15 protein-coding genes and 2 tRNA genes are annotated in these 12670 nt (G+C 30.6%); 10 read left to right on the top strand and 7 right to left on the bottom strand.

Features of this window, described 5'->3' with window-relative positions; translation table 11 throughout:
• Positions 1-20: 20 nt before the first annotated feature.
• The 3 genes from DZ67_RS0107120 to ruvX are packed head-to-tail and all read left to right on the top strand — an operon-like array spanning position 21 to position 1675.
• A complete protein-coding gene (locus DZ67_RS0107120) occupies positions 21-782 on the top strand; it encodes a DNA-processing protein DprA (RefSeq protein WP_024787961.1) in 762 nt (253 codons plus the stop codon).
• Positions 783-788: 6 nt separating this feature from the next.
• A complete protein-coding gene (locus tag DZ67_RS0107115) occupies positions 789-1295 on the top strand; it encodes a DNA-deoxyinosine glycosylase (protein WP_024787960.1) in 507 nt (168 codons plus the stop codon).
• Complete coding sequence (gene ruvX, locus DZ67_RS0107110; protein ID WP_024787959.1) at positions 1274-1675, top strand: Holliday junction resolvase RuvX; 402 nt, start codon at positions 1274-1276, stop codon at positions 1673-1675. Before DZ67_RS0107115 ends, ruvX begins: the two co-directional genes overlap by 22 nt.
• 4 nt (positions 1676-1679) lie before the next feature.
• Here the strand turns inward: ruvX and DZ67_RS0107105 are convergent, their stop codons facing one another.
• From DZ67_RS0107105 to DZ67_RS0107080, 5 genes are all read right to left on the bottom strand, one after another.
• Positions 1680-2480, bottom strand: a complete 801-nt coding sequence (locus tag DZ67_RS0107105) for a ketopantoate reductase family protein (RefSeq protein ID WP_024787958.1) — start codon at positions 2478-2480, stop codon at positions 1680-1682.
• 125 nt (positions 2481-2605) lie between these two features.
• Positions 2606-3703: a tRNA (uridine(54)-C5)-methyltransferase TrmA gene (trmA, locus tag DZ67_RS0107095; protein ID WP_024787957.1), complete on the bottom strand. Its 1098-nt coding sequence runs from the start codon at positions 3701-3703 to the stop codon at positions 2606-2608.
• A 104-nt stretch (positions 3704-3807) separates the two neighbouring features.
• Positions 3808-4536 (bottom strand): flagellar type III secretion system pore protein FliP, encoded by a 729-nt coding sequence (gene fliP / locus DZ67_RS0107090; RefSeq protein ID WP_024787956.1) that lies wholly within the window; start codon positions 4534-4536, stop codon positions 3808-3810.
• Positions 4533-5309, bottom strand: a complete 777-nt coding sequence (locus tag DZ67_RS0107085; protein ID WP_024787955.1) for an OmpA family protein — start codon at positions 5307-5309, stop codon at positions 4533-4535. The genes fliP and DZ67_RS0107085 overlap by 4 nt, the downstream gene beginning before the upstream one ends.
• 9 nt (positions 5310-5318) lie before the next feature.
• The gene (locus tag DZ67_RS0107080; protein ID WP_024787954.1) at positions 5319-6086 is read right to left on the bottom strand and encodes a motility protein A; all 768 of its coding nucleotides are present in this window, start codon (positions 6084-6086) and stop codon (positions 5319-5321) included.
• Between the two features lie 47 nt (positions 6087-6133).
• Between DZ67_RS0107080 and glmU the strand changes: the two genes are divergently transcribed.
• The 7 genes from glmU (at position 6134) to truA (ending at position 12399) form a co-directional block, all read left to right on the top strand.
• Positions 6134-7435 carry a bifunctional UDP-N-acetylglucosamine diphosphorylase/glucosamine-1-phosphate N-acetyltransferase GlmU gene (glmU, locus tag DZ67_RS0107075; RefSeq protein ID WP_024791954.1) on the top strand — a complete coding sequence of 434 codons (1302 nt, stop codon included), beginning with the start codon at positions 6134-6136 and terminating at the stop codon, positions 7433-7435.
• Entirely contained in the window at positions 7432-8574 is a 1143-nt protein-coding gene (coaBC, locus tag DZ67_RS0107070; protein ID WP_024787952.1) for a bifunctional phosphopantothenoylcysteine decarboxylase/phosphopantothenate--cysteine ligase CoaBC, read from the top strand. Before glmU ends, coaBC begins: the two co-directional genes overlap by 4 nt.
• Positions 8555-9232: a hypothetical protein gene (locus tag DZ67_RS0107065; RefSeq protein WP_024787951.1), complete on the top strand. Its 678-nt coding sequence runs from the start codon at positions 8555-8557 to the stop codon at positions 9230-9232. Before coaBC ends, DZ67_RS0107065 begins: the two co-directional genes overlap by 20 nt.
• Before the next feature lie 3 nt (positions 9233-9235).
• The gene (locus DZ67_RS0107060; protein ID WP_024790942.1) at positions 9236-9898 is read left to right on the top strand and encodes a di-trans,poly-cis-decaprenylcistransferase; all 663 of its coding nucleotides are present in this window, start codon (positions 9236-9238) and stop codon (positions 9896-9898) included.
• Between the two features lie 74 nt (positions 9899-9972).
• Positions 9973-10722 (top strand): prepilin peptidase, encoded by a 750-nt coding sequence (locus DZ67_RS0107055; RefSeq protein ID WP_024791953.1) that lies wholly within the window; start codon positions 9973-9975, stop codon positions 10720-10722.
• Positions 10715-11686, top strand: a complete 972-nt coding sequence (locus DZ67_RS0107050; RefSeq protein ID WP_024791437.1) for an LptF/LptG family permease — start codon at positions 10715-10717, stop codon at positions 11684-11686. Before DZ67_RS0107055 ends, DZ67_RS0107050 begins: the two co-directional genes overlap by 8 nt.
• Entirely contained in the window at positions 11683-12399 is a 717-nt protein-coding gene (gene truA / locus DZ67_RS0107045; protein ID WP_236617369.1) for a tRNA pseudouridine(38-40) synthase TruA, read from the top strand. The genes DZ67_RS0107050 and truA overlap by 4 nt, the downstream gene beginning before the upstream one ends.
• A gap of 104 nt (positions 12400-12503) precedes the next feature.
• Here truA and DZ67_RS0107040 read toward each other — a convergent pair.
• Positions 12504-12580 (bottom strand) — tRNA-Met (locus tag DZ67_RS0107040).
• Positions 12581-12584: 4 nt separating this feature from the next.
• Positions 12585-12659 (bottom strand) — tRNA-Gln (locus DZ67_RS0107035).
• Positions 12660-12670: the final 11 nt, after the last annotated feature.

Raw genomic sequence — 12670 nt, 5'->3', positions numbered from 1 at the left:
TGGAGAATGGATAATGGAAAATGAGCGAAAATGAACAAATCGAATTAAGCTCATCTGGCAGTTTGAAAAGCAGCCATAATGAAAAATTAAAATTTGATGAATTTGAACTCTTTTATAAAGGTAATACTGATTTATTAAACAGAGATAAAATTGCCATTGTAGGCAGCAGAAAAGCGAGCAAATACACAAAAGAAATCACATATCTTTTGGCAAAAAAACTTTCAAAAAAATTTGTAATAATTTCAGGCGGCGCTTTGGGGGTGGATACCCAGGCCCACAGAGGCTCTTTCCCAAACACTGTTTTTGTTTCACCTTCATCACTTGATATTATTTATCCCAAACAAAATGAAAATTTGATAAAATCCGTTTACAAAAAAGCTCTCGCAATCAGTGAATACGAAAAAAATTACAAACCTTACAAACATACATTTCTTGAAAGAAACAGAATTATTGTAAAACTTTCAAAATTTGTAATAATTACGCAGGCTTCATTAAAAAGCGGCAGCATGAGAAGCTTTGAATGGGCAAAAGAATATAACAAAAAAGTTTATGTTATTCCGCAGAGGATCGGTGAAAGCGCTGGCACCAATTATATTGCAAAAACAAATCAGGCGGAAGTTATTTGGGATATAGATGAATTTTGTAAAAATTTGGGAATCAGTTCTAATGAAAAAATTTTATCCTTAAATGAAGCCCTAAAACTTTACGGCTCAAGAATTTATGAAATGGAGCTAAACTCTGAAGTTGAAATAAAAAATGGAAAAGTATATTTTAATGGATAATAAATAATGGAAAATGGAAGACTAATTCATCCATTTGAACCAATAATTTTTAAAACAAGTAAAATTTTAATTCTTGGAACTTTTCCGTCAATCAAATCTTTTGAAAACAGTTTTTATTATTCGCATCCCAAAAACCAGTTCTGGGATATATTGGCAATTATTTATAATGATAAAAAACCTTACACCATCCAGGAAAAAATTTCTTTTTTAAAAAAACATAAAATTGCTTTGTGGGACAGTATATGTGAATGCAAAAGAAAAGACAAAAACAGCAGAGATGACAATTTGGAAATCATAAAACTATGTGATATTGAAAATTTACTTAAAAAATATCCAAATATAAAAAAATTAGCAGTTACTTCAAGAACTGCTGAAAAAGTTATAAAAAAACATTTCAAAAATTCTTCATTTTCCATTTTACATTCTCCATTGTATCTGCCAAGTCCAAGTCCTTTAAATGCAAGAATGAATTTAGAACAAAAGGTAAAAATATGGAAAAAATTGTTACAATAGATGTAGGACTTAAAAGAATAGGTATAGCTTATACCCCTGATAAATCGGTTGTCATTCCCTTAAATGCCGTTATAAGAAAAAACAGAAACCAGGCCGCAAGGGAAATTGATAATATTTTAAAAGAGTATAAAGCCGACATTTTAGTGGTGGGAATTCCCAAAACGAATGAAGAGATGCAAAGAAGAATAAAACATTTTGTATCATTAATTAATTTTAACGGAAAAATAGAGTTTGTAGATGAGAGTTTTACAAGCAATCTGGTGGAAGAGGAAATAAAAGGAAAAATAAAATATAAAAGGGATGGAAGAATTGACAGCTTAGCCGCTAAAAAAATACTTGAGAGTTATTTAAATAAATTAAAAACGAAAAGTGAAAAATGAAAAATTATTGTTTTAACTTTTTATAGTATTTATTGATAAAATCACTCTTTTTAGCCAAAAAACCTGTTAAATTATCCACTTCTGTAAGACCACCATTTTCAAAATCAATCTGCATGCTCATTTTAGAATTATACGGTATATTTAGCGCCTGTTTTATCACTCTTTCTTTTTCATCACTTAAATCAATTCCCTCTTCTTTTGCTATTCTTATAACTTCATCCAAAAATTTTTCCACCTCATCCTTTTTGTTTTCCATTATCCAGCCGGTCGGTTTTTGATAAAAACTCTGCAAGCTAGCAAAAGTAGAGATAAACAGATACTTTTTCCAAATATCCTTGTCAATATTATTACTAAATTTTATTTTTAAATCATCGCAGTTTTTAAAAACTTCTTTTAATTTTTCATCATCTTCAATACACAAATAAAAAAGAGGTGTTTTTTTATGAATAATCCCGTTAACTTTATTTGAAAGTATATAAATACAGGCCTTTTTTAAATTAAAATCTTTAAATTTTTCAAAATGCCCTATTCCGTTTAAAATGGGTACAACAATTGAATTTTTTAAAAATTTTTTGTATTTTTCTATAACTTCATCTAAATGATAGCTTTTTGTTGTAACAAAAACCACATCATAAATTTTAGTCAAATCATCAAATTTTACGCTCTCTTCTTTATCAACATCTTTAATAGTCAATTCTTTAACTTCTCCACTGCTTCCTATAGCACTTACATAATTACCGCATTTTTTTAATTTATAAGCCAAATACCCCCCAACTCCTCCAGGCCCTATTATTAAAACTTTCATTTTTTTCTCCTTATCTTTTCAGCAATAATAACACCAATAGTTATTCCTAAAAACAATAAAATTAAAAAAATCTCTCCTGCTAAATCGTTAAAACTAATCATTTTCCCCTACTCACCACTCACTTCTCACTGTTCACTTTCTAATATCACTCCGCATTCCATATGATTGGTATATGGGAACTGGTCAAAAAATGCAAAAGCTTTTATTTTTCTTTTTTTAGTCAGAGTTTCTAAATCCCTTTTTAAAGTTTCCGGATTGCATGATATATAAATAATATTTTCAAAACTGTTTACAAATTTTCTTGATTTGTCGTCAAGTCCGGCTCTTGGAGGGTCTATAAAAACATTTTTCAAATCGTATTTTGCAAGAAGAGGAGATTTTTCCTCTTTTAGTGAACTGAATTCAGCAGCACTCATAGCAAGAAAAGTTATATTTTTTCTATTGTTTATTTCGGCATTAAAAGTCGCTGCTTCAATACTTTCCTTATTAATTTCAGTTGCTATTATCTTATTGAATTTTTCACTAAGAGGAATTGTAAAATTTCCGTTTCCGCAATAAAGTTCAACCAAATCGCCTTTTAAATCCGCATTTTTTAAAACCCACTCAATCATTTTTTTGTTTATATTTCTGTTTGGCTGTGAAAATGTATTTTCAATTATTTTATATTTATATATATTGCCGTTAATATCAATTTCATCAATTAAATAATTTTTATCAAAAACATATTTTCTGCCTTTTTTTCTAACAATAAAATCAATTTTTTTAAATTTTTCTTTTAATTTTTTAATATCTTCTGCAATTGCTTGATCCACTTTTCTATGATAAATTAAAGTAACAATAAGTGCGCCTGAAGAATTACTTAAAAAATCTATTTCATAAAGCCTGTTTTTTAAATTTTCACTTTTTTCTATCTCTTTTAGCAAATCAGGCATTACGTCATAAATCGCTTTATCCACTATTTTACACTCATCAATCGGGATTACACCCCTTCCCTCCTCTTTTCTTTTTCTCATCGCATAAAAAAGCTCACTTCCTTCATGCCAGATTCTAAATTCAGCCCTAGCCCTGAAATACTCGTCTTTATCATTTATAATTTCAATTTCAGGTATATCAAAATCTTTAAACATCTCTTTTATTTTTTCTTTTTTCATTTTAAGCTGTTTAACATATGGAATTTTCCATAATACACAGCTTCCGCATTTACCAAAACTGCTGCAAGTCATTTATTTCCTTTCATTTTTACTCTATCCTAAATCCTAAATCCTAAATCCTATATCCTATATCCTAAATCCTAAATCCTAAATCCTATATTCTATATCCTATATCCTTACTTAAAGCTCTGCACCAGTCCCATTACAACCAAATCCCATCCGTCAACTAAAATAAATATTAAAATTTTAAACGGTAAACTAATCATCACAGGAGGCAGCATCATCATTCCCAGGCTCATTAAAATACTGCTGACCACCATATCAATTACCAAAAAAGGTAAAAAAATTAAAAATCCTATTTCAAAAGCTGTTTTAAGCTCACTTAACATAAAAGCAGGAACTAAAATTGTTAAAGGCACATCGTTAACTGTTTTTGGATTTGGAAGATGTCTTATTCTGTAAAACAGAGCCAAATCTTTTTCACGTGTATTTTTTATCATAAACATTTTAAAAGGTTTGACACTTCTTTCATAAGCCTGTTCATATCCTATTTTTTCCTGCATATACGGTTTTATTCCGTTATTATAAGACTGCTTTGCATACGGCTCCATTATAAAAAACGTTAAAATAAGCGCAAATGAAACCAAAAGTGTCGTTGGAGGCGATTGAGGTGTCCCGAGAGCCTGGCGCAAAAAACCGAGCACCACAATTATTCTTATAAAAGATGTGGTTACAAGTACAATGCTAGGAGCCAGTACCAACAAGGTCATTAAGATGACTATATTTAACGTACTTACAAGCTGTTTAGGATTAGCGGGGGCGCTTAATGACAAATTAACTGTTGGAATATGCACTGCCGCCGCAAAAATCAAAACAGGGAAAAAAATTAATAATATTTTTTTCATTTAGCTTTATCTAATACTGATTTTTGAACTTTGTTTTGAAGTTCTTTTTTCTTCGCAAAAAACCATATTTCAACTCTTCTGTTTTTTGTTCTTCCTTCAGGTGTGTCGTTACTTGCAATCGGATGATATTCGCCGTATGCCGCGGCACTCAGCTGTTTTGGATTGACTCCGTCTTTTATTAAAATTTTAAGAACGCTGAGTGCTCTTGCCGCACTTAACTCCCAGTTATCCGTATAAGGAGACGTTTGAGGTGGAGGGGTGTTATCTGTATATCCTTTTATCTGAATGTCAATATTTTTAGGAAGATATTCTTTTATAATCAGTGATATTCTTTTTAAAAAAAGCAATGCATCTTCATCTGTAATTTCAGCACTTCCCGGTTTAAATGTAATATCGGCGGGAAGCCTTATAAAAAAGCCCTCCTCGCCTTCTTCCAATGTAATTGAAGGGCCTTTTGAACCCGATGTAAACTGTCTGAATTCCTGAATAGCTTTTGAAAGTTTGTTAACAGTTTGGGAAGTTTCCTGTTTTTCTTCAATAGGGGTGGCTATTTGGTTTCTGTTTTTACTAACCTCGGTTTTAGCTCCGCCTTCAAGCACACTAAGTGCACCCGCAAGAGAGCCTATGGCTTCTTGAACCTTTTTGGCGTTCATAGTGGACATTGAAAGAAGCAAAACAAAAAAACATAAAAGTAAACTCATTAAATCCCCGAATGTCGCCAACCATTCAGGTAGACCCTCGGGACATTCGCATTTACACTTTTTTTTAGCCATTCATTTTTCCTATTCGAATTGGGATTTTCTTTTAGAAGGCGGCAAAAAGCTTAAAAGTTTTGCTTCAAGTGTTCTTGGATTGTCACCCGCCTGAATAGACATAATACCTTCAAGTATCATGGTCTTTGCAAGCATTTCGTCATCATTTCTCAAAGAAAGTTTGCTGGCAATAGGATTTCCGAAAATATTACCTATCATAGCACCGTAAAGTGTGGTAAGTAATGCAACCGCCATAGCCGGACCGATTGATGAAGGGTCGGACATGTTAAGCAGCATGGCGACAAGTCCCACCAATGTTCCAAGCATACCGAAGCCTCCGGCGAGACCTGCCCATGTAGAAAAAATGGAAGCCATTTTTTTATGTCTTTCTTCCATCTGCTCCATTTCTATTTCCAAAAGTTCTCTGATTGTATCGGGCTCGTTACCGTCTACCGCCATTGAAAGGCCTTTTTTTAAGAATTCGTCTTCTTCGTTATTGGCTGCGCTCTCAAGTGAAAGAATTCCGTCTCTTCTTGCCTGAGTTGCATAATCTACAAGTTTTTTTATTAATTCTTCATAATTGGGCTGATAATTAGGTTTTATGGCTATCATGAAAACTTTTAAAAATTTTGTCATCATATCCATTTTATAACTGACCATAAGAGCCATTATTGAACCGAGAATAACAATTAACACTGATTGAGGGTCAATATAAGCCCCTACACCCACACCGAGTGCCATAGCGGCAATAAGAAGACCAAGAGCGCCAACCATTCCAATAACAGTAGCCAAATCCATCAAAATAGCCTTTTTTGCTATAATTATAACAAAAAAAAGGTAAACATATGTCAAGTGTCATTATTTTGGCAGCGGGCAGGGGAACCCGTATGAAAAGTGCGATTCCAAAAGTACTTCATACATTATGCAACAAAGCAATGATTGAATTTGTAATTGAAGAATCTCTTAAAATATCGGGAAATGTAAATATAATACTTTATCATCAGTTTGAAAATGTTAAAAAAACAATAGAAAATTATCCGATTAATATAATAAAACAGGATTTAAAAAATTATCCAGGAACCGGAGGAGCGCTGTTTTCCTTAATGGATAATGGAAAATTAAAAATTGAAAATGACAAAATTTTTATTTTAAACGGTGATATGCCTTTAATTGAAGCAAATGAACTTAAAAAATTTGAGAGTATTGATGCCGATATCGTAATGAGCGTTATGAAATTAAATAATCCCAACGGATACGGAAGGGTGTTGATAGAAAATTCGAATGTAAAAAAAAGAATTGAAGAAAAAGACGCAAATGAAAACGAACTTAAAATCCCTTACGTAAATGCCGGAATTTATCTGATAAAAAAAGAAATTTTAGAAAAATATCTTCCTAAATTAAACAATAAAAATGCACAAAATGAATATTATTTAACCGATATAATAGAAATGGCTGTAAATGACGGCTTAAATGTAAAAGCAATAGAAGTAAACGAAGAAAATTTTAAAGGTATTAATACAAAAAAAGATTTGGCGGAAGCCGAAAAAATAATTTGTAACAGAATAAAAAATTTTTGGATGAAAAACGGTGTTATTATGCACTTGCCAGAGACAATTTTTATAGATGCATATTCTTCTTTTGAAGGGGAATGTGAAATATGGCCAAACTGTGTAATTAAAAAAAGCGTAATTATTGAAAGTGAAATCCGTCCAGGCAGTGTAATTGAAGATGCTGTTATAAAAAATTCCGGTATCGGTCCGATGGCGAGAATAAGGCCTAAAAGCGAGCTTATTGATACCCACATAGGGAATTTCGTGGAAGTAAAAGCAAGTAAATTAAATAAAATAAAAGCGGGACACCTTAGTTATTTAGGAGACAGTGAAATAGAAGAAGGTACAAATATAGGGGCCGGAACAATTACCTGTAATTATGATGGAAAAAATAAATATAAAACAAAAATAGGGAAAAATGTTTTTGTAGGAAGCGATACACAGTTAATTGCACCTCTTACAATAGAAGAAGATGTAATAATAGCAGCAGGAAGCACAGTAAACAAGGATATTCCAAAAGGAAGCCTTGCAATCAGCAGAACCCCTTTAAAAATAGTAAAGAATTTTTATTATAAATTTTTCGGGGAAAACAGATGAACGTATTGATAGGGGTTACAGGAAGCATTGCAATATATAAAACATGCGAGCTTATAAGGCTTTTTATAAAAAATAAAGATAATGTAAGAATTGTAATGACAGACGCCGCAGGTAAATTTGTAACTCCTCTTACATTTGAAACACTTACAAGAAACAGGGTTTTAACAAGCAAAAATGAAGACTGGGCAAATGATATTAACCATATTAATTATGCAAAATGGGCTGACATATACATTATAGCCCCCGCCAGTGCAAATACAATAAATAAAGCGGCAAACGGCATCGCCGACAATCTGCTTTTACAGACGTACCTTGCCACAAAAGCCCCCACTCTTTTTGCACCAAGCGCAAATACAAACATGTATTTACATCCCACTACACAAAAAAATTTTAAAAAATTAAACATAATCGAAGCCAATTCCGGTCTTCTAGCCTGTGGAGACGAGGGAATAGGTAAGATGGCCGAACCGGAAGAGATATTTTTACGGGCACTGAGGGAAATAAACAAGCAAGAAATTTGGAAAAACAAAAAAGTTGTTGTAACCGCCGGAGGAAGTAGGGAAAAAATAGACGATGTAAGATTTATAAGTAATTTTTCAAGCGGGAAAATGGGGGAAGCCCTGGCAAAAGCATTTTATATAAAAGGCGCCGATGTAACACTGATTTCTAGTAAAGACCATAATCTTACCAAAGAAATTCAACAGATAAAAGTTGAGAGCGCAAAAGATTATTTAGAAGCAATCTTAAAGGAAAATCCTGATTATTTAATAATGGCAGCCGCAATAGTGGATTATATGTCGGTTTATAAAAAAGGAAAATTAAAAAAAGAGAAAATAGGTAATGAATTTGTTTTAAAATTACATAAAAACATTGATATCCTTGAACATTTAAAAGAAAAAAAATTTAAAAAAATAGGCTTTAAAGCCGAATTTGATGAAAAAAATGCCCTTAAATACGCAAAAAACGCGTTAAATAAAAAAAATTTAGATGCAATATGTCTGAATTTACTTTCAAAAAACAGTTTCGGAAGCGATGAAAACGAAATAATTTTTATCACAAAAGATAAAGAAATTTTATTTCCTCAGGAGAGTAAAGAAAAAATTGCCTTAAAGCTTGCTGATGCCGTTAAATCTCTCTAAAATAGGTAAAATTTTAAAAACCATAAACAGACTCGAAGGCATTAAAGAATTTAATGCTACTTTGCCGGTACAAATCGATATAAAAAAACAATTAAATCCCATAAAATATTTAATAAAACTCGGTAACCGTGAAATTCAAACCAAAAGTTATATACCGTTAAAAGTGGGTAATAAATATCTTGCAGAAATAAAAGAAGGCAGATATTCGATAAAAATTTCCAATCTTAAAGAATATCCCAGAATTTTAAATATTTTAAAAAAAATAAATTTTACAAAAAATTTTTTAGCCCCTGATAAAAAAGAAATAATGAGCCATTTGGCAAATGCGAATAATAAAAACGAATTTATATTCTGGATGAATATATTAATGGCTTTTAATCAAAAAATATATCATATAATTATAAATGATAAAAAAAAAGCTCTTATGCAGCTTAAATATAAAAAAAACACGTTAAAATTTTATGCTGTATTTGAACATCTGGGGGAAATAGAAGGGTTTTTATTTGAAAACAGCTTAAAACTTTTTTGTGAATTTGATTCAACAATAAATTTAATAAATTTATATAAAAAAGAGCTGCCTTTTTCGGTAGAAGTTGTTAAAAAAGAGATAAAACCGATATATGATTTTAGTGAAAATTTAATAAATTTAAAGGCTTAATATATGCATCTTGCAATAATAATGGACGGAAACGGAAGATGGGCAAAAAAAAGAGGCCTTAAAAGAGTTGAGGGTCATAAAAAAGGGGCAGAAGTTGTAAAGGAAATAACAGCTTACTGCGCAAACAGTCCCGAAATTAAAATTTTAACATTATATGCTTTTTCTACGGAAAACTGGAAAAGACCGAAAATGGAAACAGATTTTCTAATGAAACTTCTTGAAAACTGGTTAAAAAAAGAACTTGAGACATATATAAAAAACGATGTAAAATTTGAAGTTATCGGTGATATATCAAAATTTTCCCCTAAACTCAGAAAAAGAATCGAATACACAAAAGAAACTACCAAAAACAATAAAAGACTGACACAGGTTTTGGCCTTAAATTACGGAGGCAGGGACGAAATTACAAGGGCTGTTAAAAAAATAATTAAAAAAAACGAAGAAATCACCCAGGAAAATATCCAAAAAAACCTTGATATAAATGAAGATGTGGATTTATTAATAAGAACCAGCGGAGAAATCAGGGTCAGTAATTTTTTACTTTGGCAGATTGCCTACGCAGAAATGTTTTTTACCCCTACTTTGTGGCCTGATTTTACAAGCAGGGAATTAGAACAAATTTTAAACAATTTTAAAAAAAGGCAAAGAAGATTTGGGGGAATATAAAACAGTGGGTAGTGGGTAGTGAGTAGTGAAAAGTTAAAAGTGGGGAATGAAAAATATAAAACGGAGAATGAAAAATGGATAATTTGATAATTTATATAACAATTTTTGTAATAGGTATTTGTATCGGTAGTTTTTTAAATGTTGTTATTTACAGAGTCCCTAAAGGGAAAAACATCGCATATCCCCCAAGCCATTGCCCAAAATGCGGGGAAAAGCTTAAGCCCTGGCATAATATACCTATTATCAGTTATTTTTTATTAAAAGGAAAATGTGCTTACTGCAGCGAAAAAATTTCTCTGCGTTATCCCATAATAGAATTAATGACGGGTATTTTGGCTATTATAATATATAAAAAAATAGGCTTGGATATTTATTCATTTATTATATTTATAATTTTCACTCTTTTTTTAGCTTTGAGCATGATTGATTTTGATTATAAAGCTGTACCGGACAGTTTAAATCTTTTGGCGTTAACACTTTCATTTTTTTCAACCCCCGATATTATTGAAAATTTTAAAAATGCTTTAATATTAATGGGCGGAATGAGTTTAATAAGATATTATGTCTCATTTTTTATAAAAAGAGAGGCCATGGGCGAAGGGGATATAATTCTGGCTGGAAGCATGGGAGGGCTTCTTGGAATTAAACTTTCGCTTTTTGCAATATTTATAGCAGCATTAACTGCCATTGTTCCATCACTTTACAACAGAATTTTCAAAAAAGATTTAGAGCTTCCTTTTATACCTTTTTTGGCACTTGGCACTTTTATCGTATGGTGTTTTAATGATTATTTTATAAATTTATGGAGTAGATTGTATGGATAAACTTCAAAAATATATATTAAAAAATTTTTTTAATATATTTATAAATATATTTTTGATTTTATTTCTGATTACTTCTATTATTGTAATAATTTCCATTTCAAATGTTACAGCCTCGATACATATAACATTTTTAGAACTTTCCAAAATGTATTTTTTATCTTTAACAAAAATATTGACTGTAACTTTATCCATCTCTTTTTTCATGGCTTCTGTAATGACATACTCCAATTTAAGTGATACTCAGGAACTTGTTGCGGTTTTTTCAACCGGTATATCCCCTAAAAAAATCCTTTTCCCCATTATGATAACATCTGTTTTAATTGCGGTTGTTAATTTTTTTATTCTTTTTATTTCTATCCCCTATTCTGATTTGGTTTATAAAAATTTCAAAAATGAAAAAAAACAGGAAGCCAAATTTAATATTCAGACATCTCAAATTTCACAACAGTTTGGAAAATGGAACGCATTTATAGAAAAAAAAGAAAAAAATTTTTATAAAAAAATATATCTTTTCAACCCGAGTGAAAAAAAATTTATAACTTCAAACAGCGCCTCTATAATTAAAGATAAAAATTATTTGATTTTTCAGTTAAAAAACGGCTATATTTATGATATTGATAAAAATCTAACAATAAAATTTAAAACAATGAATATTAATCAAATAATTCCTTATATAAATTTCAATATTTTAGAATATAAAAAATATTTAAAAAAGAATAAAAAACTGTTTTTATTTTACATACCTTTTGCATTAATTCCAATAACACTCTTTTTTTATATACCGCTTTTTGGATTTTTTCATCCAAGATTGCATAAAAACCATTCACTTATTTATTCTATTTTATTATTAGTAATATATTTAATTTTTACAAAAATCACAAATTCGTTTGCAATAAATTTATTAATAATATCGTTATTCTTTTTTTGCGGATTATTTTTTTATTTAAAGGATAAAAAATTTTGATTAAGGCGGTTATTGCCTATGACGGCAGCGAATTTTACGGTATGCAGATTCAAAATAATAAAAAAACCGTTCAGGGCGAAATATTAAAAGCATTGAAAAAATTAAATATAGACACTAAAATTTTTCATTCCGGCAGAACCGATAAGGGTGTCCATGCATTGAATCAGGTAATTTCCTTTGAAACCCCTGATTTCTGGAACTTAAACAAACTAAAAAAATCTTTGAACAATATTTTGTATCCTTATATTTATTTTAAAAAAATTGAAACTGCACCTTTGGATTTTCATCCGAGATTCAGTGCAAAACAGAGAAGTTACAGATATTTAATTACAAAAAAATTTACACCTTTTAATGCAAAATATACACTGTTTTATAATAAACCCGTAAATTTAAATAAAATAAACAAAACTTTAAAACTTTTAACAGGCAGGCACGATTTTGAGTATTTTGCAAAAACCGGAAGCGATGTTAATCATTATATAAGGGAAATTTATGAAGCAAAAGCATTTGAATATAAAAATTTATATGTATTCAAAATCAGAGGAAACGGATTTTTAAGAGGACAAATCAGAATAATTATGGATTTTATCTTAAAAATTAACGAAGAAAAACTAACTATAAAAGATTTAAAAAAACAGTTAAACAAAGAAAAATTAATTTCCAAACACTTGGCGAGTCCAACCGGCTTATATTTAGAAAGAATATGGTATTGATATAAATTAGAAATTAAAAATTAAAAATGTAAAATGAAAAGTAAAAAAATAATAAAATTAATCAATTGCAATATTAGTGACAGACACTTTATAAGTTTAATTTTTGGTTGCGGGGGGAGGATTTGAACCTCCGACCTTCGGGTTATGAGCCCGACGAGCTACCAGACTGCTCTACCCCGCGCCGTTGGCTGGGCTGGGAGGATTCGAACCTCCGAATGCAGGAGTCAAAGTCCTGTGCCTTACCGCTTGGCGACAGCCCATTATTTTTGGG

This window comes from Lebetimonas sp. JS138, assembly GCF_000523335.1.
In the GTDB taxonomy this organism is placed as follows: Bacteria; Campylobacterota; Campylobacteria; order Campylobacterales; family Nautiliaceae; genus Lebetimonas.
This window is presented reverse-complemented; position numbering and strand designations above follow the sequence as displayed.

Excerpts from the sequence above, each read along its gene's own strand:
- DZ67_RS0107055 (WP_024791953.1), top strand. The coding sequence starts at position 9,973 with ATGGATAATTTGATAATTTATATAACAATTTTTGTAATAGGTATTTGT.
- trmA (WP_024787957.1), bottom strand. The coding sequence starts at position 3,703 with ATGACTTGCAGCAGTTTTGGTAAATGCGGAAGCTGTGTATTATGGAAA.
- DZ67_RS0107120 (WP_024787961.1), top strand. The coding sequence starts at position 21 with ATGAGCGAAAATGAACAAATCGAATTAAGCTCATCTGGCAGTTTGAAA.
- coaBC (WP_024787952.1), top strand. The coding sequence starts at position 7,432 with ATGAACGTATTGATAGGGGTTACAGGAAGCATTGCAATATATAAAACA.
- DZ67_RS0107105 (WP_024787958.1), bottom strand. The coding sequence starts at position 2,480 with ATGAAAGTTTTAATAATAGGGCCTGGAGGAGTTGGGGGGTATTTGGCT.
- ruvX (WP_024787959.1), top strand. The coding sequence starts at position 1,274 with ATGGAAAAAATTGTTACAATAGATGTAGGACTTAAAAGAATAGGTATA.
- DZ67_RS0107050 (WP_024791437.1), top strand. The coding sequence starts at position 10,715 with ATGGATAAACTTCAAAAATATATATTAAAAAATTTTTTTAATATATTT.
- DZ67_RS0107085 (WP_024787955.1), bottom strand. The coding sequence starts at position 5,309 with ATGGCTAAAAAAAAGTGTAAATGCGAATGTCCCGAGGGTCTACCTGAA.
- DZ67_RS0107065 (WP_024787951.1), top strand. The coding sequence starts at position 8,555 with ATGCCGTTAAATCTCTCTAAAATAGGTAAAATTTTAAAAACCATAAAC.
- DZ67_RS0107060 (WP_024790942.1), top strand. The coding sequence starts at position 9,236 with ATGCATCTTGCAATAATAATGGACGGAAACGGAAGATGGGCAAAAAAA.
- glmU (WP_024791954.1), top strand. The coding sequence starts at position 6,134 with ATGTCAAGTGTCATTATTTTGGCAGCGGGCAGGGGAACCCGTATGAAA.
- DZ67_RS0107080 (WP_024787954.1), bottom strand. The coding sequence starts at position 6,086 with ATGGATTTGGCTACTGTTATTGGAATGGTTGGCGCTCTTGGTCTTCTT.
- DZ67_RS0107115 (WP_024787960.1), top strand. The coding sequence starts at position 789 with ATGGAAAATGGAAGACTAATTCATCCATTTGAACCAATAATTTTTAAA.
- fliP (WP_024787956.1), bottom strand. The coding sequence starts at position 4,536 with ATGAAAAAAATATTATTAATTTTTTTCCCTGTTTTGATTTTTGCGGCG.